7 protein-coding genes and 1 pseudogene are annotated in these 20,689 nt (G+C 72.0%); 6 read left to right on the top strand and 2 right to left on the bottom strand.

Annotated elements, in window-relative coordinates; all coding sequences use genetic code 11:
- Positions 1–579 carry a bacterial proteasome activator family protein gene (locus tag AC5Y4Q_RS06615; protein ID WP_109535791.1) on the bottom strand — a complete coding sequence of 193 codons (579 nt, stop codon included), beginning with the start codon at positions 577–579 and terminating at the stop codon, positions 1–3.
- A complete protein-coding gene (locus AC5Y4Q_RS06610) occupies positions 521–2,467 on the bottom strand; it encodes a DUF6541 family protein (protein ID WP_499958753.1) in 1,947 nt (648 codons plus the stop codon). The genes AC5Y4Q_RS06615 and AC5Y4Q_RS06610 overlap by 59 nt, the downstream gene beginning before the upstream one ends.
- 128 nt (positions 2,468–2,595) lie before the next feature.
- Here AC5Y4Q_RS06610 and AC5Y4Q_RS06605 point away from each other — a divergent pair, with 128 nt between their 5' ends.
- The 6 genes and pseudogenes from AC5Y4Q_RS06605 to AC5Y4Q_RS06580 all read left to right on the top strand — a co-directional run bounded on the left by AC5Y4Q_RS06605 (position 2,596) and on the right by AC5Y4Q_RS06580 (position 20,664).
- Positions 2,596–3,792: a cysteine desulfurase-like protein gene (locus tag AC5Y4Q_RS06605; protein WP_064924442.1), complete on the top strand. Its 1,197-nt coding sequence runs from the start codon at positions 2,596–2,598 to the stop codon at positions 3,790–3,792.
- A 339-nt stretch (positions 3,793–4,131) separates the two neighbouring features.
- A complete protein-coding gene (locus AC5Y4Q_RS06600; protein ID WP_234786526.1) occupies positions 4,132–6,000 on the top strand; it encodes a fatty acyl-AMP ligase in 1,869 nt (622 codons plus the stop codon).
- A gap of 396 nt (positions 6,001–6,396) precedes the next feature.
- Positions 6,397–8,718: a hypothetical protein gene (locus tag AC5Y4Q_RS06595; protein WP_499958442.1), complete on the top strand. Its 2,322-nt coding sequence runs from the start codon at positions 6,397–6,399 to the stop codon at positions 8,716–8,718.
- Positions 8,719–8,785: 67 nt separating this feature from the next.
- Entirely contained in the window at positions 8,786–11,170 is a 2,385-nt protein-coding gene (locus tag AC5Y4Q_RS06590; RefSeq protein ID WP_064922416.1) for a hypothetical protein, read from the top strand.
- Between the two features lie 470 nt (positions 11,171–11,640).
- Positions 11,641–13,293, top strand: a pseudogene (locus AC5Y4Q_RS06585) (PGRS repeat-containing protein); the annotation flags it as partial.
- Between the two features lie 21 nt (positions 13,294–13,314).
- Positions 13,315–20,664 carry a PE family protein gene (locus AC5Y4Q_RS06580; protein ID WP_499958751.1) on the top strand — a complete coding sequence of 2,450 codons (7,350 nt, stop codon included), beginning with the start codon at positions 13,315–13,317 and terminating at the stop codon, positions 20,662–20,664.
- The last annotated feature ends 25 nt before the right edge of the window (positions 20,665–20,689 follow it).

Below are 20,689 nucleotides of genomic sequence, written 5' to 3'. Positions count from 1 at the left end.
CTACAGGTATTGGCCTGAGCCGGTGTGGCCCTGCCCGCTGTGCCCGCCGGCGGTGGCACCGGGCGGCAGTGCGCCGTGGCGCATCTGCTCCAGTTGCGCGCGGGCGGCCATCTGCTGGGCGAACAGCGCGGTCTGGATGCCGTGGAACAGCCCTTCGAGCCAGCCGACCAGCTGGGCCTGGGCGATCCGCAGCTCGGCGTCGGACGGGGCGGCGTCCTCGCGCAGCGGCAGCGTAAGCCGGTCCAGTTCCTCGCGCAGCTCCGGGGCCAGCCCATCTTCGAGCTCACGGATCGAAGCGGCGTGCACCTCACGCAACCGCACCCGGCTGGCGTCGTCCAGTGGGGCGGAGCGCACCTCCTCGAGCAGCTGCTTGATCATGGTGCCGATCCGCATCACCTTGGCGGGCTGCTCGATCAGGTCGGTCAGTGACTGCTCGTCGTCGGAGCCGGTGCCGCCCGACGCCCCGGCCGAAAGCAGTCGCGGGTCCGCGCCGCTGATGATCTCGACACCATCTTCGTCGTTATTGCCGGTGCTCACCGCCACCGCCTCCCTGCCATTCGTAGATGCTCGCCCCGCCATTGTCGTAGATCCTGGTCCAGGACCGCGATATCTCCAGAGACAGTAGCCCGTCGGGCAGGGGGAACCCGCGCACCGTCGGACTGCTGATCAGCACATACCGGATACCCAAAGAACGCACGGCCTGCGCGACCCGCGGATCGGTGTCGGCGTCGTCGGCGTAGGCCCAGAAAATGAACCGCTGCGGCCCGGGGCCCTGCTGCTGCGGGTAGTCGTAGTGCGTCCACAGCGGGTGCAGGCCGGCCACGGCGTACATCCAGGCGCTGCCGTCGACGTTGGCGTTGCCGATCACGGTGTCGCGGGCCCCGGGCAGCGCGGCCAGATAGGCGAACGCCTCCAGATCGCGCTTGTCGATCATCACCGAGTCGTACTTGTCGCCGAACAAAAACGCGTGCCGCGGCAGGTAATGCCAGGCCAGCCCGACCGTCGTCGCGGTCAGCAGTACCCCGGTCAGCACGCTTCGGGAACGCCCCGGTGCCGGCTTGACCACCAGCGCGACCAGCCACGCCAGCCCGATCCCGGCCATCGGGACCAGCAGCAACGTCATCGCCGCCATGATCCGGCGCGGGTCGCTGTAGAACAGGTCGGTGAACGCGCCCACCACCTCGCCCACCGGGCCGCCCAGCGGCGCGGAGGACTGCACCACCCCGACCACCAGCACCGCCCACAACGCCAGCGGCCAGTACACCTTCTTCGCGATCAGCAGCACCGCCCCGACCACGCACAGGCCGACCAGGGTGTACTGGATTCCGAAGTCGTTGAGGTGGCGGGTGTGCAGCAGCAGCGCGTCGCGCAGTCCGGACTTGCGGCCCTCGTGGGTCAGAAACGAGTGCCCGGCGATGATGTCGGCCTGCTTGCGCACGCTCAGCAGCTGCGGCAACAGCAGCAGACCGGTCGGGATCAGGACGGCCGCCAGGGCCAGGGTGTCACGGCGCTTGCCGCGCAACGGGTTCCACAGCGCCCCGTCCTTCGGGCACAGCCACCAGGCCGTCAGCAGCAAGACCGTGACCACGCCCCCGGTCAGGTGCACCGAGAACACCCCGACCAGCGCCAGCACCGCGACGCCGATGCGGTCACGCATGGTGCGCACCGCGGTGGTCAGCGCGAATGCCGGCACCACCAGCCCGTAGGCCACCAGGTTGGGCATGGCCGCGGTACCGAATTCGACGTAGGGCAGCGCGGTGAAGGATGCCGACAGCGCCGCGGCGGTCGCCGCCGACAGTGCGGTCAGCGCGGTGCTCGCGACGCGCTGCAGCAGATTCCAGGTGAGCAGCGCGGCGCTGATCGGGAACAGCCACACCGAGGCGGCCAGCCCGGCCAGGGTGTAGCCGGTGGTGGGTGCTGCACCGGTCAGCTGGCACAGCACCGCGGTGAGTGCGTGAAACGCCGACGGGTAGTAGAGCGGGGCGTGGGTTTCGACGTTGCGCAGTTCCCCGGCGTGGGTGGGGGAGGCCTGGCCGGTGTCGAGGATGAAGCGGACGGTGTTGGCGTGCCAGACCGCGTCCCAGGTGCTGGGAATGCTCTGCCAATTCGGCAGCCCCCGCACCGCCGCCCACCCGATCAGCAGCATGCCCAGCAACACTCCGGCCGCCACCGTGAGGGTGGGCCCGACGGCGGTCGACGGCGCGGCCACATGGATGCCGGGACGACGGTCCAGCAACCCCCGAACGCCTCGGGCCAGGCCGGCCACCAAGGCGCCGACCACCACCAGGGTGGCCAGGGCGGTGCCGGCATTCCACGGGATTCCCCATGCACCGAATGGCACGATGGCCAGGCCGACCAGCCCATAGGTCAGCGCCGGGCCGACCGTGATCGCCAGTGGCCAGGTCAGCCGTGCGCCGGCGGCGACGAGTGCCCCCGGTAGGACCAGCAGCAGCAGCGCGGCAACCATTCCGAACCCGAGAAGCACTGCACTAGTATGTCTGCCAAGGTGACACGGCTCAGCGCTGCGGGGGAGCTATCCGGTTATCCGATACTTTCACCGATCACCCGATCTTGAGAAGTTCTAAGGTGGCTGACATGGCCTTCGACGTCGCCCGGGTGCGCGGACTGCACCCGACGCTCGGTGGCGGCTGGGTGCACTTCGACGCGCCTACGGGCATGTTGATCCCGGACTCGGTGGCGACCACGGTCTCGACCGCCTTCCGGGGCTCGTTGGCGACGGCGGGGGGCCCGCACCCGGCGGCCCGGCGTAGCGCCGCGGTGCTGGTCGCGGCGCGCCAGGCGGTGGCCGACCTGGTCGGCGGGGATCCCGCGGGGGTGGTGCTGGGGCCCGACCGGGCGGTGCTGCTCAGCGCGCTGGCCGATGCGGCGTCGTCGCGGGTGAGCCTGGGCTACGAGACGGTGGTCAGCCGCCTCGATGACGAGGCCAACATCGCGCCCTGGGTGCGCGCCGCCAACCGCTACGGGGCCAAGCTCAAATGGGCCGAGGTGGACATCGAGACCGGGGAGCTGCCGAGCTGGCAGTGGGAGAACCTGATCACCGGATCAACCCGGCTGGTGGCCGTCACTTCGGCGTCGGGGGTGCTGGGCACCGTCACCGACCTGCGGCCGGTCACCAAATTGGTGCACGACGTCGGCGGGGTGGCCGTGGTCGACCACTGCGCGGCGGCGCCGTACCAGCTGCTCGACATCAACGACATCGAGGCCGACGTGGTGGCGCTCAACGCGGCCTGCTGGGGTGGCCCGCCGATCGGTGCGCTGGTCTTCCGCGACCCGGCGCTGATCGACACGTTCGGGTCGGTGTCGTTGAACCCGCACGCCGTGGGCCCGGCACGCCTGGAAGTAGGCCTGCACCAGTTCGGCCTGCTGGCCGGGGTGGTGGCCAGCGTCGAATATCTGGCCTCGCTCGACGAATCCGCCCGGGGCAGCCGGCCCGAGCGGCTGGCGATCTCCATGCAGTCGGCCGGTCAGTATCTGAACCGGCTGTTCGACTATCTGCTCGGGTCGCTGCGGTCGCTGCCGCTGGTGATGCTGATCGGTCAACCCGACGTCCGCATTCCGGTGGTCAGCTTTGCGGTGCGCAACGTGCCGGCCGAGCGGGTGGTGCAGCGGCTGGCCGACAACGGGGTGTTGGCGATCGCCAACGCCGGGTCGCGGGTGCTCGACGTGATCGGGGTCAACGACATCGGGGGAGCGGTCACGGTCGGGTTGAGCCACTACTCGACGGCCTCGGAGGTCGACCAGTTGGTGCGTGCGCTGGCGTCGCTGGGCTGACGGTCCTCGAATCTCGTTCGCCGCACCGGAAATCCCTCAGGCCCCACGGTAACCGGGCGCCCCGCTGAATCCCTTGCGCCCCACCAATAACGGGGGAGGCGGGATGTGGCGATTGCCCGCCTTCGAGCGACAACCCTCGTTATGTCAGGCCAATCAGCGCCCGGGCGCTTTACATAACGGTCGTTGTCGCTCGAAGGCGGGCACATCACCCTATGGTTCCGGCTGCGTTGTCCCACCGGCTGGATTCGGCGGCGGCCCGCATCGACCGGCTCCGCCGCCGTGCGATCGCCGCTACGCTGTGGGCGATTCCCCGCAGAGACAGGTCAGACGTTGGCAGAGTTGACGACACCCGCGACCACCCCGGACACCCTGGTGGAGCTGCTGGAACAGCAGTCCGCACGTCATCAGGACACGCCGGCGTTCATCTTCTGCCCGGAAGGGGATGACGAACAGGCCCGGATCAGCTACCGCGAACTCGACGAGCGGGCCCGCGCGATCGCCTCGAGCCTGCAGCGCCGCGGCGCCGCCGGTGAGCGGGTGCTGGTGCTGTGCCGCCCCGGCGTGGACAGCATCGCCGGGTTATTCGGCTGCTTCTACGCCGGCGCCGTCGCCGTTCCGGTCGACGAGCACTGGCCGATCCGGCGGGTCGAGACCGTCGTCCCCCAAGTGCAGGCCCGGTTCGCGCTGGCGACGGCCAAGACCCAGGCCAAGATGAAAGCGGCGGTGGCCGGGCTGACCGACGGTGACGTGACCTGGCTGGCGATGGACGAGGTCGAAGGCGACGGCGCGACCTGGGTGCGCCAAGACGTCGACGAAGACACCGTCGCGATGATCCAGTACACGTCGGGTTCCACCGGCGTGCCGAAAGGCTGCGTGCTCACCCACCGCAACTACGTGCACAACCTGGAGATCATCCGTCAGGCCTGGGATCCCCGCTCCGACGATCCGGTGTTCTCCAGTCCGGTCAGCGGGGTGTCGTGGCTGCCGCAGTACCACGACATGGGCTTCGTCGGCGGCATCCTGGGCACGCTCTACGGCGGCCGCACCACGGTGCTGATGTCACCAAGCGCCTTCCTGATGCGCCCGATGCGCTGGCTGCAGGCGATGTCGCGCTACCAGGCGGTGATCAGTGCCGCCCCCAACTTCGCCTACGAGGCCTGCGTCAAACGCAGCACGCCAGAGGAACGCGCGGCACTGGATCTGTCGAACTGGTCGATCGCCGTGGTCGGCGCGGAGCCGGTCCGCCCGGCCACCCTGCGGGCCTTCAGCGAGGCGTTCGCCCCCGCCGGTTTCCGGCCCGAGGCATTCCGCCCGGCCTATGGCCTGGCCGAGGCGACCCTGGGCGTCTCGGGTGTCTCGAACTCCGCGGTGCCGGTGATCCGGCACATCGACCGCGCCGCGCTCGCCGAGGACCGGGTGGTCGAGGTGGACGGCAACGACGCCGCCGCCGAGAGCGCGGTGCCGCTGGTGGGCTGTGGCAGCCGGCAAGGCGGCCAGGACGTCCTGATCGTCGATCCGGAGACCAGGCTGCGCTGCGGCCCCGATGAGGTGGGCGAGATCTGGGTGGCCGGGCCCAGCGTCGGCGTGGGCTACTGGGGACGGCCGGAGGAGACCGAGCACGCCTTCAACGCCCGGCTGGCCGGCACCGGGGAGGGCCCGTATCTGCGCAGCGGCGACCTGGGCTTCTTCCGCGGTGGCGAGCTGTATGTCACCGGCCGCTGCAAGGACCTGATGTCGATCGGCGGCTATCGCCACTACCCCAACGACATCGAGATGACCGTGCAGGACTGCCACCCGGCGCTGCTGCCCGGCCGCGGCGCGGCGTTCCAGTTGCCGACCAAGCGCAACGCCCCCGAGCACCTGGTCGTGGTGCAGGAGGTACACCACCACGATGCTGCCGGTGTCGACCCCAACGACCTGATCGAGGCGGCCCGGGAGGCGATCCGCACGCACCACGGGATCGAGGCGCAGACCGTGGTGCTGCTCAAGCCGATGCGGATACCGACGACCACCAGCGGCAAGATCCAGCGCAGCGCATGCCGCGATCAGTACCTCGCTGGCGAGCTGGTGCCGCTGGCGCAGTGGCAGGCGCCAATCCCGCAAGACGACACACCCGACGTCAAGAGTGCGCTGGTCGGCAGCCTGGTACGGCTCGCCGCGACCGGATTGGCGCAGCGGCGCAGGTCGGCAGGGGACCGGCAAGGCTGACCTTCGGCCACGGGGAGCGCCGCCGCTGCGCAGGCCCCCGCCTCGCACGGGTAGCCGGCCCCGCTGTCGCGGGGCCACGCCGAACACCTTGTCAGCTGAGGCTCGACCTGGTGCTGCCGCGGGCTCGGCAAGGTCGGTCGCGGACCTCATGTCGCCCGACGTTGGCCGTCCCTCTCCGAATCGCGATTAACAAAAGCTAAGAAATCGATTTCGGCCCGGCCGGAAGCATCGGTGTGATAGGGCTACAGATGTCCGCTGTGCCGGACGTATATCGCCTCACGTGCGATTTCTTGGCGATCCTGGGCGATTTTTCATGAGAAAAAATCGGCGTCGACAAAGTCAAAAACTCATGTAAAGTTCAGCAACGTCCATGGTCAGTTTCCGTAGGAGAACATGATGCAGCTGGCGCTTCGCCCGTACGTCACGCCCGGCGTCGTCATTGCGGGCGCCACGCTCGTCGCAGTCAATGCGGCCGTTCCGACGGCCGTGCTCAAGCCGCAGGCCGAGGTCCGCGAGGCCCTGCCCGACGTCCAGCACCGTCCGGTGGCGCTCACCGCCGGCCCGGACTTCTTCCAGCCCTATGTCGACCTGTTCAACAACACCGCCACCAACCTGGCGGCGATGGGGTCGGACAACGGCTGGGGCAACCTGATCATGCAGATCCTCACCGATCCGTCGTCGCTGTCGAAGTTGCCGGAAGTAATCGACTTCCTGACCAATCCGATGCCGCAGATCAGTGGCAGTGACCCGATCATGGTGATGCTCTCGCCGCTGCTGACCCTCGGGATGGGCCTGATCGGCCCGATGGTCGCCGTGAACAACGCCTGGCACGAGATCAACGAGCAGATCTTCAACCCGACCAACCCGATGGACCCGTTCGCGGCCATCTTCACCGCCCCGGCGGTCTTGCTCAACGCCTACCTCAACGGCACCGACACCCTGGACGTGCTCGGCATCCACATCCCCGCCTGGAACGGAATCCTGGTCCCCGGCCACAACCTGGAAATCGACCTGAGCGCCAGTGACGTCGTCGACGGCCTGAAGATCGGTGACCAGACCGTAGCCGGCCTGCTCGACCAGACCGGGATCGGCACCATCTCGGTGGCCGGCATGCTGACCGGGCTGCTGGACAGCTTGGGTCTGGGCAACCAGACGCCTGTCGACGTGCTCGACACCCTCGGGCTCGGCGACCAGCAGATCTCCAGCGTGTTGTCGACCGTGCTCGACGCCGTCGGGATCGGCAACCCCACCATCACCGACATCATGGACCAGCTGGGCATCGGTGACGTCAAGGTGGCCGACCTCGTCATCGACCTGACCCACGCGCTGGGCTTCGACAACCCGACCATCACCGGTATCGCCGGTGACCTGGGCGTGGCCGACCTCAAGCTCGCCGACCTCGGCATGCACGTGTTCAACGCGCTGGGCATCGGTGACCCGACGGTCAGCGGACTGCTCGCCCAGATCGGCGCCGACGACCTGACGCTGAACGGCTTGCTGATCACCGCCGTCGACGCGCTGGGCCTGGGCGGCCAGACCCCGGCGTCGCTGCTCGACGCCCTGGGCGGCGGCGACCTGACCAGCCACGAGGTGATCACCTCGCTGCTCAACGGCCTAGGCCTGGGCAACCAATCGATGATGGACCTGATCAGTCAGGCCGGCCTGGCCGACGCCGACATGGGCCAGCTTTTCGTCAGCATCCTCGGCGACGCCGGCAACACGTCGATGATCGACGTCCTGGACGCGGCCGGCTTCGCCAACGTCACGGTCAAGGACTTCACCGACCTCCTGGGCATCACCAATCTGTCGCTGGGCACCGTGTTCGGCAACCTCAACCAGATGGGGATCATCGGGAACCTCACGATCAACGACTTCATCGCCGCCACCGGCGGCACCCCGCTGGACAAGGGCGGCGACACCACACTGATCTCCGCGCTGGGTGGCCAGACCATCGGCTCGATCCTCGACCAGCAAGGCATGCTCAACTCGCCGCTGAGCGAGCTGCTCGGTGAGATGGGCACCCAAACACTGGCCCAGATGATCCAGGCCAACTTCTCGATGACCTTGGCCGACATGCTCGCTCAATCCGGCTTCGCCGATATGACCCTCAATGACCTGGTGCTGGCGAACATGCCCGACCAGCCGCTGTCGGAGCTGCTCGGGGTCATGGGCAACACCACCCTGGCCGACCTGATCAACCAGCTGGTCCCCTCCGGCCAGACCATCGTCGACCTGCTCAACCAGGCGGGCATCGGCGACCAGCACCTGAGTGAGCTGCTCGATCAGTTGCTCGGCAACACCACCGTGGCCGGGGCGCTCGACGACGGCGGTCTGGGCAGCATGCACCTCGACGACATCATCCGCCAAGCGCTGGGCGGCCAGAGCCTCAACGACATGCTCAACCAGTTCGGCATCGGTGGGCAGTCCCTGGGCGACCTGTTCGACCAGTTCTTCGGCGACATGACCCTGCACGACGGGCTCATCGATCTGGGCCTGGGCGATCAGACGCTCAACGAGCTGATCGACTCGTTGTTCGGTACGTCGACGGTCAGTTCGCTGCTCGGCGACTTCGGCACCCAGACCGTCAACGAGTTACTCGCGTCAATGGGTCTGGGCGATCTCACGGTGATCAACGCCCAGATCGAAGAATTCTTCGGCTCGATGGCCTACTTCCTCGACGGCCTGCCGAACCAGATCGCGGCGGTGCTCGGTGCTTAAGCGACTCGAGCGGCGTGAGCGGCCTGGCCGGCCTAGCAACTTCGGAACGTCCGTCCGGGAGGGCAACATGCAGCAAGCGCTTCGTCCATACGTCACCACCGGCCTGGCCATCGTCGGGGTGGGCCTGGTCGCGGTTCCGCCGGTGGCGTCGCAGCTGCCGCGGCTGCACAGCCTTGCGGTCGTCGAGCAGCGGGCCGTCGAGCTGACCGCGGGGGGTGACTTCTTCTCGCCGTACACCGACCTGTTCAACCACACCGCGGCCAACCTGCAGGCGCTGAACCAGAACTCCGTCGACATGTGGGGGCTGCTGGAGCACATCTTCACCAACCCGCAGCAGGCCCTGGCCGGTATCCCGGACGTCATCAACATCTTCACCAACCCGCTGCCCACCATCGACGCGCAGCTGCTGCCGTTCCCGGCGGACATCAGCGTGCAGCTGCCCACCTGGCTGAGCTCGATGCTCGCCGGAATGGGCCCGTGGATAACGCTTTTCAACGCCATGCAAGATCTGATGGGCCAGATCTTCAACTTCGAGGACCCCATGGCGGCGCTCTCCGCGCTGTTCGGTGCGCCGGCGATCCTGCTGGACGCCTTCCTCAACGGCCACGACACCTTCGACATCGGCGGCTTCAGCATCCCGCTGTTCAACGGCCTGCTCACCGCGGGTCAGCCGCTCGGCATCAACATCGACATCGGCACCATCGTCGACGCCAGCGGGATGGGCAACGAGACGCTCACCGGCCTGCTCAGCGAGATCGGCATCGGCGACACCCCGCTGGACACCCTGATCATCGACCTCCTCGACCAGGTCGGCTTCGGTCACATGACGCCGGTGGACCTGCTCAACAGTTTCGGGATCGGCACCGAGTCGCTGTCCAACCTGCTCATCGGGTTGTTCAACGAGGCCGGCATCGGCAACCCCACCATCGCTCAGCTGCTGACCGACATCGGCGGCATCAGCCCGGACGACTCGATCGCCAGCCTGCTGATCGCCCTGCTCAACTCGACCGACATCGGCAATCCCACGCTCTCCGAGTTGATCCTGCAACTCGTCGGCGGCGACGACCAGTCGGTCGGAGGGCTGATCAAGGACCTGCTCGGCGCTTCGGGCACCGAATCCCTAGCCAGCCTGGTCGACCCGAGCTGGACCGTCGGCGGCCTGCTGACCGACATGGTGGGCAACCCCCCGCTGACCGACTTCTTCGAGCAACTGGGCCTGGGCAGCATGACGCTGGGCAGCGCGCTCGGCGGCCTGTTCGGCGAGATGGGCGACGACACCCTGCTGGACCTGCTCAACAACGGGTTCCTGGGCCCGGACATCACCGGCAACACCGGCCTGCTGGCGCTGCTGAGTTCGATGTTCCCGCCCGGCACCACCTTCAACGACTTCATCGGCGACTACGGCAACCAGACCCTGGGCCAGGTGCTGTCGGCCATGCCGGTCGGGGTGAACACGTTGGGCATCGATCCGCTCACCCCGCTGACCGACATCAAGTTCACCCAGCTGATGACGATCGCCGGCATCGGCGACACACCGCTGGCCACCCTGTCACCGGAGAACGCCAGCCTGATCGAGAAGATCGGCAACCCGACGCTCAACGCGCTGTTGGGCACCAACACCGTTGGTCAGACCCTGTCCAACCTGCACCTCTACGACGCCACGGTAAGCCAGATGGTCCAGGCGGTCGGTCTGTCCAACTACCAGTTGGAGACCCTGTTCAACGGCCTGGCCAACCTGACCGGCAACGTCACGCTGGAGCAGTTCTTCACCGACATCGGCTTCAACCCGACCCTGACGGACCTCATGGACCGCATCCTCGAAGGGCTGGGGCTGAGCGACACCACGCTGCTCTCCCTGTTCGAGAGCTGGGGGATGGGCAGCATCGGCCTGGAGAACCTGATCGACAGCCTCGGCCTGGACAACCTCAACATCGCGTCGATGCTGAGCGCTCTCGGCCTGAACAACATCGACCTGGACATGTTCATCGACCGAATCGGCTTGAGCGGCATCTCGATTGCTGGTCTGCTCAGCGATCTGGGCATGAACACCAGGCACCTCGACGAGGTCATCAACGATCTCCTGGGCGGGGTCTCGATCGGCAGCATGCTGGGTGGTCTCGGTCTCGACGAGGTGCACCTGGACACCTTCATCACCGACCTGATGACCAGCGTTCTCGGCGACCCGACGCTGGGAACGCTGCTGGGCTGGCTGGGACTGGACAGCAACGATCTGGACACCATCGTCGCCAATCTCGGCCTCGGTGGCGTGACGATCAACTCGCTGCTCACCGATTTGGGCTTGGGTACCACCACGATCGAGAACCTGCTCAGCGGGCTCGGCCTGTCGGATCTGGGTCTGGTCGATATCAACGCCGACTTCTACGGTCTGATCCCCCAGTGGCTCAACGACATTCCGCAACAGATCGCCGAGGCGTTGGGCTTCTTCGGCTGACCCTGCTGCTGAATCAACCCGCTGTATGAGAACTGAAACGACAACCAGAGCTAGCACAACTGTGGGCCAGCACAGATAGGAAATCCCAAATGGCGGTACGGCGTAACACTTCGGGCAACGGTCGGCGGGGTCGGCAGCAGCGCCGGCGACTGCTGGGTGCCTCTAGTGCGTTGGGGGCGTTTTTGGCGTTTGGGGTGGCGCCGGTGGTGGTGGCGCCGGTGGCGGCTGCTGATGAGTTGGATTGGGTTGTTGATTTTCTGGGTGCGGATTTGGCGTCGGCGTTGGGGGATTTGAGTCAGGCGTCGTCGTGGGAGGCGTTGTTTGATGCGGCGTCGTGGGAGCCGTTGTTGGCCAGTGTGGGGTTGTCGTTTGATGCGTCGGTGGCTTCGTTGCCGGGGTCGGCGGCTGCTGATGACTGGTTTGGGTCGTTGTTTTATCAGCCGTTGCATGATTTGGGGCAGCAGTGGATTTTGAGTCCGTTTGGTGCTGAGGTCAATTCGTTTATCAATGCGACGTTCGGGTTTGGTCAGATCCTGATCGGCAATGGTGCGGATGGGATTGATGGCGGCACGTTGGCGCAGGCTGCTGGTGGTGCTGGTGGGTTGTGGTTCGGCGATGGTGGTGCTGGTGGCACCTCGGCTGATGGCGTCGGTGGTGTTGGTGGTGCGGCGGGGATGTTCGGCGATGGCGGCGCCGGTGGTGCGGGTCTTGATGGGGGTGATGGCGGCGCTGGTGGTGCTGGTGGCTGGTGGATGGGTGTTGGTGGTGCCGGTGGTGCTGGTGGCGCTGGTGTCGATGGTGGTGCCGGCGGCCAGGGTGGTGCTGGTGGTGCTGGTCTTGGGTTGATGTATGGGGTGGGTGGCAATGGTGGCGTCGGTGGTGATGGTGCGGTCGGGGCGGCCGGTGCTGCTGGTCTTGCCGGGTTAGACGGCGCGGTGGGTCAGGCCGGGGGCAATGGTGGCAATGGTGGTGCCGGCGGTAAGGGTTCGTGGCTGATCGGTTCCGGTGGCCAGGGTGGTGCCGGCGGTCAGGGCGGCAACGGTGGCAATGGTGGTGTAGGTGGCGATGGGGTGGATGCCACTGCGCCGGGTGCTGCTGGTGGTGTTGCTGGTGATGGTGGCAATGGTGGTGCGGCCGGTCATGGCGGCAATGGCGGTGCTGGTGGTGCCGGGGGCTTGTTGGGTGCGGCGGGGGTGTCTGGTCGCGGTGGTGATGGTGGTATTGGTGGTGCTGCGGGCCAGGGTGGCGATGGTGGTGATGGTGCTGATGGTGATGGCACCTATGTCGATGGTGGTGCTGGTGGCCGTGGTGGTGATGCGGGTGTGGCCGGTGCTGGTGGCAATGGTGGCCAGGGTGTCACCAACGGCAGCGCGGGTGCTGGGGGTGCGGCGGCGACCGGTGGTGGTAACGGCGGCCGCGGCGGCGACGGCTTCGACGCCGTCACCCCTGGTACCACCGGTGGGGCCGGTGGTGCTGGGGGAGACGGCGGCAACCTGGGCAACGGTGGCGCCGGTGGCAACGGTGGTGACGGCGCGGCCGGTCTGGCCGGGCACACCGATGTCAGTGGCAATGGCACTACCGGCCTGGCCGGTGGCAACGGTGGTGTGGGTGGCGCCGGGGGTGCCGCTGGTTCCCTGGCCGGCAACGGTGGCGCTGGTGGGGCCGGGGGCCGCGGTGGCACCGGGGGTGTCGGCGGGGCCGGCGCCGACGGCGTCACAGGCGCGGATGCCATCGCCGGCAGTGGTGATGACGGTGGCGTCGGTGGTGATGCGAACAGCATCGGTGGCGCCGGTGGTGTCGGTGGCGTCGGCGGTAACGGTGGTGTTGGTGGCGCGTCGGCGCACGGCATCGCCGGTGCGCACGGTGCCGGTGGCATCGGTGGCGACGGTGGCGCCGGCGGCAACGCGGGCAACGGCGGCAACGGCGGTGCCGGTGCCGGCGGTGGTACCGAAGCTGCAGCCGGCGCCGGCGGCCGGGGCGGTAATGCGACCGACGCTGTTGCCGGTGTCGGTGGCGCCGGCGGCGCCGGAGGCTTCAGCGGCGCCACCCAGGCCGCCTCGGGCGCCACGGGCGCGGTCGGTGGCGGCGGCAACGGTGGCAACGGCGGCGCCGGCGGCAAGGGCGAGGTCCTCGGTGATGGCACCGTGCAGGCCGGTGGCCGCGGCGGCGACGGCGGGGATGCCGGCGCGGTCGGCAACGGCGGCACCGGCGGCACCGGCGGCCAAGGCGCCACCGGGGTTCACGGTGAAACCGATGCCAATGGCGACGGCACCGCGGGCGGCACCGGTGGCGCCGGTGGGGCCGGCGGTACCGGTGGTGCGGGCGGCACCACCTCGGGCAACGGCGGCGCCGGTGGCGCGGGCGGCGTAGGCGGCACCGGCGGTAACGGCGGCGCGGCGGACGACGCGACCGTTGCCGGCGGCACCGGTGGCAACGGCGGTAGCGCCGGTGCCGGCGGTATCGGTGGCGACGGTGGCGCCGGCGGTACCGCCACGAACGGCGTCGGTGGTGCCGGCGGCGCCGCGGGCGATGGTGGCGCGGCGGGCCAGGCTGCCGCAGGTGGCCGCGGGCTCGGCGGCGGTGGCTTGGATGCGGCCGGTGCCGGTGGCCAGGGCGGTGACGGCGCCGATGGCGGTTCCGCCGGTAACGCCGGCGCCGGCACGGATGGTGGCGCGTCCGGCGCCGTGGGCAATGTCGGGGCCGGCAGCACCGGCGGCACCGGGGGCGCCGGCGGCGACGGTGTCGGCGTGGCCAGCGATGGCCTCACCGGTCAGGCCGGTGGCACCGGCGGCCAGGGCGGCAACGCGGCCACCGACGGCAACGGCGGCACCGGCGGCGCCGGCGGTCGCGGCGCGGACGGCACGGACGGCAGCACCGACAACACCGGTAGCGGTACCGCCGGTGGCAAGGCCGGTGCCGGTGGCGCGGGCGGTGCAGGTGGTGCCGGCGGTTCGAACTCCGGCGACGGCGGCACCGGCGGTGCCGGCGGCCAGGGCGGCCGCGGTGGTAACGGTGGCGCCGCCGAGGATGCGACGGTGGCGGGTGATGCCGGCGGTAATGGCGGCAGCGCCGGTGCCGGTGGCGCGGGCGGCGACGGTGGCGCCGGCGGCACCGCGGCCCACGGCACCGGTGGTGTGGGCGGTGACGCCGGCAACGGTGGCGCAGCCGGGCTGGCCTCCGCCGGTGGTCACGGCCTTGGCGGCGGCGGTCTGGATGCGGCCGGTGCCGGGGGCAGCGGTGGTAACGGCGCCGACGGCGGCGCGGCCGGCAACGTCGGTACCGGCGGAGTCGGCATCGGCCAGGGTGCCGACGGCGGTGCAGGTCAGGCGGGGCTGAGCAGCGACGGCGCGGCCGGCGGTAATGGCGGTGCCGGTCTCGGCTTGGCCAGTGACGGGTTGACCGGGCAGGCCGGCGGTGCCGGTGGCCAGGGCGGCAGCGCCGCGACCGACGGCAACGGCGGTGCCGGTGGAGCCGGTGGAGCCGGTGCCCGAGGCGCCGACGGAAGCACCGTCGGCGGCGATGGCACGACCGGAGGGACCGGTGGCGCCGGCGGTGCCGGTGGGCAGGGCGGCGCCGGCGGTTCCAACTCCGGCGATGGTGGCGCCGGTGGTGCCGGCGGCAGTGGCGCGGCCGGCGGTAACGGCGGCGCCGCCGACGATGCCACGGTGGCCGGCGCCGCGGGCGGCAACGGCGGCAGCGCGGGTGCCGGTGGCGCGGGCGGCGACGGTGGCGCCGGCGGCACCGCGGCCCACGGGACCGGTGGCGCCGGTGGTGACGCCGGCAACGGTGGTGCTGCCGGCATCGCGGCCGCCGGTGGTCACGGACTTGGCGGCGGCGGCCTGGACGCGGCCGGTGCCGGGGGCAGCGGCGGCAACGGTGCCGACGGCGGCGCGGCCGGCAGCGTCGGGGCTGGCGGTGCCGGCGCCTCCCAGGGGGCTGACGGCGGAGCCGGCCAGGCCGGGCTCAGCAGTGCGGGCGCGGCCGGTGGTGACGGCGGCGCCGGTCTCGGTCTGGCCAGCGACGGTGTGACCGGGCAGGCCGGTGGCGCCGGCGGCGCCGGCGGCAACGCGGCATCGATCGGTAACGGTGGTGCCGGTGGTAACGGCGGCATCGGTGCGACCGTCGCTGGCAGCACCGGTGGCGACGGCAACGGCACCGCGGGCGCAGTCGGTGGTGCCGGCGGCAACGGTGGCAGCGGTGGTGCCGGCGGCACCATCTCCGGTGACGGCGGCAAGGGCGGTAACGCCGGCAACGGCGGCAACGGCGGCGCCGGTGGTGCCGGCGCGGACGCAACGGTCGCCGACGCCGCGGGTGGCAACGGCGGCGCTGCCGGGGCCGGTGGCCAGGGCGGTACCGGTGGCGCCGGCGGTGTGGCCAACAACGGCGCCGGCGGCGCCGGCGGCAACGCCGGCAGCGGTGGCGACGCGGGAACGGCCGGCGCGGGCGGTAAGGGTCTCGGCGGCGGCGGTGGCGCCAGCGCGGGCGCGGGCGGTGCCGGTGGTAACGGCGCCGACGGCGGCATTGCGGGCGTCTCCGGCGTGGGCGGCAACGGCACGCAGGCCGGCGCCGCGGGTGCGGCCGGTAACGCCGGCATCGGCAGCGACGGCGGTGCCGGCGGCCAGGGTGGTGCGGGCGTCGGTCTGATCGGCGGTACCAACACCGGCCAGGCCGGTGGGTCCGGCGGCGCCGGCGGTGCCGCCGCATCGGTCGGCAACGGTGGTGCCGGCGGCAACGGTGGCGTCGGTGCGACGGTGAACGGCATCACCGGCGGTGACGGCAACGGCACCGACGGCGCCGACGGTGGCAACGGCGGTGCCGGTGGCGCGGGTGGCGCCGGCGGCACGACCTCCGGCGACGGTGGTGCGGGCGGTAACGGTGGCGCGGCCGGCGACGGTGGCCACGGCGGTCACGGCGCCGACGGAACCAACGGCGCCAATGCCGTCGCGGGCAGCGGCGCCAACGGAATCGACGGCGGCAACGGCGGCAACGGTGGATCCGGCGGCAGCGGCGGCCAGGGTGGTGACGGTGGTGCCGGCGGCAGCGCCACCAACGGCGCGGCGGGTGCCGAAGGCGCCGGCGGTGTCGGCGGCAACGCGGGCAACGCGGGCAACGCCGGTAACGGCGGCCAGGGCGGTAACGGCGCCGGCGGAGGCGCTGGAGCCACGGCCGGAGCCGGTGGCAACGGCGGCCAGGGCGGTGTCCGCGGCGAGGCGGGCGCCAGCGCCGGTGCCGGTGGCTGGAACGCCAGCCACACCGAGCAGGCCGAGGACGGTGCGGCCGGCGCGGCGGCAATCGGCGGCAACGGCGGTGCCGGCGGTCACGGCGGCGTGGGCCTGATCCGGGCGGACGGTTCCGCCCAGGCCGGCGGCGACGGCGGCAACGGCGGGGCGGCCGGTCCGATCGGCACCGGTGGCGCGGGCGGCAATGGCGGTACCGGCTCGGCCGGCCAGGCCGGCGTCGACGGCGTGGTCGATGCCAACGGCAACGGCGGCAGCGGCACCAGCGGCAGCTCCGGCGGCGCGGGCGGCAACGGCGGCAAGGGCGGTGACGGCGGCAGCGAATCGGGCGATGCCGGTGCCGGCGGCCAGGGTGGCGCCGGCGGCGTCGGCGGCCGCGGCGGTCACGGCGCAAACGGTGCCCACGCCACCAACGCAGCCTTCGGCAGCGGCGCGTCCGGCGCCGACGGTGGTTACGGCGGCGACGGCGGCAGCGGCGGTAACGGCGGCCAGGGCGGCCAGGGCGGTGTCGGCGGAACCGCCACGCTCGGCAACGACGGTGCGGCCGGCGCCGGTGGGGCCGGCGGCCAGGGCGGCGCGGCGGGCAACGCCGGTAACGGCGGCAACGGTGCCAACGGCGCCGGCGGCGGCACGAATGCCGTTGCCGGACATGGCGGCAACGGTGGCACCGGCGGCGACCGGGGCGCGATCGGCCTCGGCGGTAAGGGCGGCCTGAGCGGTGACGGCCACCAGGCCGTCAACGGCGGCAACGGCGGTTCGGCCACCGGCGGCAACGGCGGCGCCGGCGGCCGTGGCGGCAACGGCCAGGTGCTGGCCAGCGGCAACCCCCAGAGCGGCGGTTACGGCGGGGCCGGCGGTGACGCCGGCACCTACGGCAACGGTGGTGCCGGTGGCGCCGGCGGGGCCGGCAGTGTCGGCGGCAACGGCGCCAACGGCACGACGCTCGGCCAGGTCAACGGGCAGGACGGTCAATCCGGCGGATCAGGCGGCGACGGCGGCGCGGGCGGCAAGGGCGGCTCCATCGCCGGTAACGGCGGCGCTGGCGGCGGTGCCGGCGCGGCAGGCAACGGCGGTAACGGCGGCAACGGTGCCCAGGGCAAGGCCGGCATCGATGCGGTGGCCGGCACCGGCGGCGTCGGTAGCAACGGTGGCGCCGGCGGTAACGGCGGCAATGGCGGCAATGGCGGCAACGGCGGCAACGGCGGCGCCGGTGGCACCGCCACCAACGGCATCGCCGGCAGCAACGGTCTGGGGACCGTCGGCGGCAACGGCGGGAACGCCGGAACCGGCGCCGATGGCGGTCGCGGTGGCCATGGCGCAGGCGGCGGGGTCAACAGCGTGGCCGGATCCGGCGGCAACGGCGGCACCGGCGGCAACATCGGCGCGGCCGGCAACGGCGGCACCGGCGGCCTCAACGGCGACGGCACCCAGCGAGCAGACGGCACCGACGGTGCCGCGGCCGCGCACGGCGGCAACGGCGGCGCCGGCGGCAACGGTGGCAACGCGCAAGCCGGAACGACCCAAGCGGGCGGCAAAGCCGGCAACGGTGGCGACGGTGGAAACGTCGGCAACGGCGGCGCGGGCGGCAACGGCGGCAACGGAACTATCGGGGCGGCCGGAGTCACCGGCGCTGACGGAAACGGCACCGACGGAGGTACGGGCACCGCCGGCGGCCGGGGCGGCAACGGCGGGGCCGGCGGCTCCCTCTCCGGCAACGGCGGTGCCGGCGGCACCGGCGGTAACGGCGGCAGTGGCGGTAACGGGGGGAACGGCGCCGTGGGCACCGGCGGTGGCGGCGGCGGCAACGGCGGCGCCGGCGGCAATGCCGGTGCGGGCGCGGCCGGCGGCGCGGGCGGCAACGCCGCGCACGGCATCGCAGGGGCCGGCGGTAACGGCGGCAATGCCGGCAACGCGGGCAACGGCGGCACCGGTGGCAACGGCTCGGGCGGCGGCAACAACGCCATCGCCGGCTCCGGGGGCGACGGCGGCCACGGTGGTGACCGCGCAGCGGCCGGCCTCGGAGGTGCCGGCGGGATCGGTCAGGGTGGCCCGGCGGCACACGGCTCCGACGGTGCCGGCGGAACCGGTGGCAACGGCGGTGCGGCCGGCAACGGCGGCACCGGTCAGGTGCTCGCGGACGGCTCGTCGCAGGCCGGCGGTAACGGTGGCCAGGGCGGCGCGGCCGGAACGATCGGCGACGGTGGCGCCGGCGGGAACGGCGGGGCCGGGGCGACCGGCGCAAACGGGATCATCGACGCCAGCGGCAACGGCACCGACGGGGCCACCGGCGGCATGGGCGGCAACGGCGGCGTCGGCGGTGCCGGCGGCAGCCTCGCCGGTAACGGTGGCGCTGGCGGTCGCGGCGGAGCGGGTGGTACCGGCGGCATCGGTGGCGTCGCGCAAGGGACCGATGGGCAGAACGCGGTTGCCGGCAGCGGCGGCGACGGCCAGGACGGCGGCGACGCGGGCGTCAGCGGTAACGGCGGCGCCGGCGGCCACGGCGGAGCGGGTGCCCTCGGAGGCACCGCGACCAACGGAACCCAGGGCAGCGCGGGCGCCGGCGGCCAAGGTGGTCAGGGCGGCGCCGGCGGCGACGCCGGGCGCGGCGGCAATGGTGGCGCGGGTGCCGGCGGCGGCACCGACCACACCGCGGGTAACGGCGGTAACGGCGGTAACGGCGGCTACGCCGGCACCGGTGGTGCCGGCGGCCATGGCGGCGTGAGCGGCAACGGGCTGATCGCGGCCAACGGCGGGTCCGGGGCCGACGGCAACGCCGCCACCGGCAACGGCGGTGACGGCGGTAAGGGCGGCGCCGGCGTGATGCTCGGTGACGGTTTTGCGCAGCACGGCGGTAACGGCGGAAACGCCGGCGCTGCCGGCGCGGTCGGTAGCGGTGGCCGCGGCGGCGACGGTGGCGCGGGCGCGGCAGGTGCCGACGGCATCACCGAAGCATCCGGGGACGGCACCAACGGCGTCATCGGCGGTAACGGCGGTCAGGGCGGTGACGGCGGCGCCGGCGGCAGCCAGGCCGGCAACGGCGGCGCCGGCGGCGTCGGGGGCGCGGGCGGCCGCGGCGGTCACGGCGGTGACGCGGCCGACGGCACGGCCGGCGTCAACGCGGCCGCGGGCAGCGGCGGCAACGGCACCGACGGCGGCGACGCCACCGGCACAGCCGGCAACGGCGCGGCTGGCGGTAATGGCGGCAACGGCGGCTTCGGCGGCAGCTCCGCCCATGGCACCGCGGGCGCCAACGGTGCCGGCGGCGCCGGCGGCAACGGTGGTAACGCCGGTAACGCCGGTGACGGCGGCCGCGGCGGCGACGGTGCCGGTGGCGGTGCCAACGCCGTCGCGGGATCGGGCGGCAACGGCGGTAACAGCTCCAGCACTGCGGGAACCGCGGGCACGGCCGGGACCGGCGGCTGGAACGCCGACCACTCCGCGCAGGCGGCCGGCGGGTCCGCCGGGGCGGCCGGCGCCAACGGCAACGGCGGCGCCGGCGGCAACGGCGGCAACGGCGGGCAGCTCGCGGATGGCACCGGGCAGTCCGGCGGTGCTGGCGGCAAGGGCGGTGACGCCGCGCTCAATGGCGACGGCGGCAGTGGCGGCCGGGGCGGTGCCGGCGGTAAGGGTGCGGATGGCACCGCTGGTGGCACCGGTAGCACCGGCGCCTCCAAGGCGCCTGGCGGCACGGGCGGTGCCGGTACGGCCGGCAAAGCCAGCGGTTCCGGCGGAGCGGGTGGCGCCGGCGGGGCTAGCGGCACCATCTCCGGAAACGGCGGTGCCGGCGGCCAGGGCGGTGCCGGCGCCGACGGCGGCAAGGGCGGCGCGGGCGGCACTGGCGGGACCGGTGGCGCCGGCTCCAAGGGCAACACCGCCGGTGCCGGCGGGACCGGCGGCACCGGTGGGGCCGGCGGCTCCGGAGGCGCCGGCGGCGAGGGCGGTGCCGGCGGCGCAGTTCGCAACGGCAGCGGCACGGTGGGCGCTGACGGTGCCGACGGCGCGGTGGGCAAGGGCGGCGACGGCGGCAACGGCGGCAAGGGCGGCATCGGCGGAAACGGGAGCACCGGCAAGAACGGATGGTCCGGCGGTGCTGGCGGTCAAGGCGGTACCGGCGGTCAAGGCGGGACGAGCGGCACCGGCCAGGCCGGTCTCCCCGGCGGCACCGGCTCCGCAGGCGGCGCCGCCAGCGGTACCGACAACGCCACACCCGGCCAGGGCGGCGCCGGTGGTGCCGGTGGCAAGGGCGGCGGATCATGATGATCCGCCGCCCCTGGCGACCGGC

Source organism: Mycobacterium sp. NGS16, assembly GCF_059813225.1.
The sequence above is the reverse complement of the archived record's forward strand: the minus strand, read 5'-3'. Positions and strand labels throughout refer to the sequence as shown.

Excerpts from the sequence above, each read along its gene's own strand:
- AC5Y4Q_RS06590 (WP_064922416.1), top strand. The coding sequence starts at position 8,786 with ATGCAGCAAGCGCTTCGTCCATACGTCACCACCGGCCTGGCCATCGTC.
- AC5Y4Q_RS06610 (WP_499958753.1), bottom strand. The coding sequence starts at position 2,467 with ATGGTTGCCGCGCTGCTGCTGCTGGTCCTACCGGGGGCACTCGTCGCC.
- AC5Y4Q_RS06605 (WP_064924442.1), top strand. The coding sequence starts at position 2,596 with ATGGCCTTCGACGTCGCCCGGGTGCGCGGACTGCACCCGACGCTCGGT.
- AC5Y4Q_RS06595 (WP_499958442.1), top strand. The coding sequence starts at position 6,397 with ATGCAGCTGGCGCTTCGCCCGTACGTCACGCCCGGCGTCGTCATTGCG.
- AC5Y4Q_RS06615 (WP_109535791.1), bottom strand. The coding sequence starts at position 579 with ATGGCGGGGCGAGCATCTACGAATGGCAGGGAGGCGGTGGCGGTGAGC.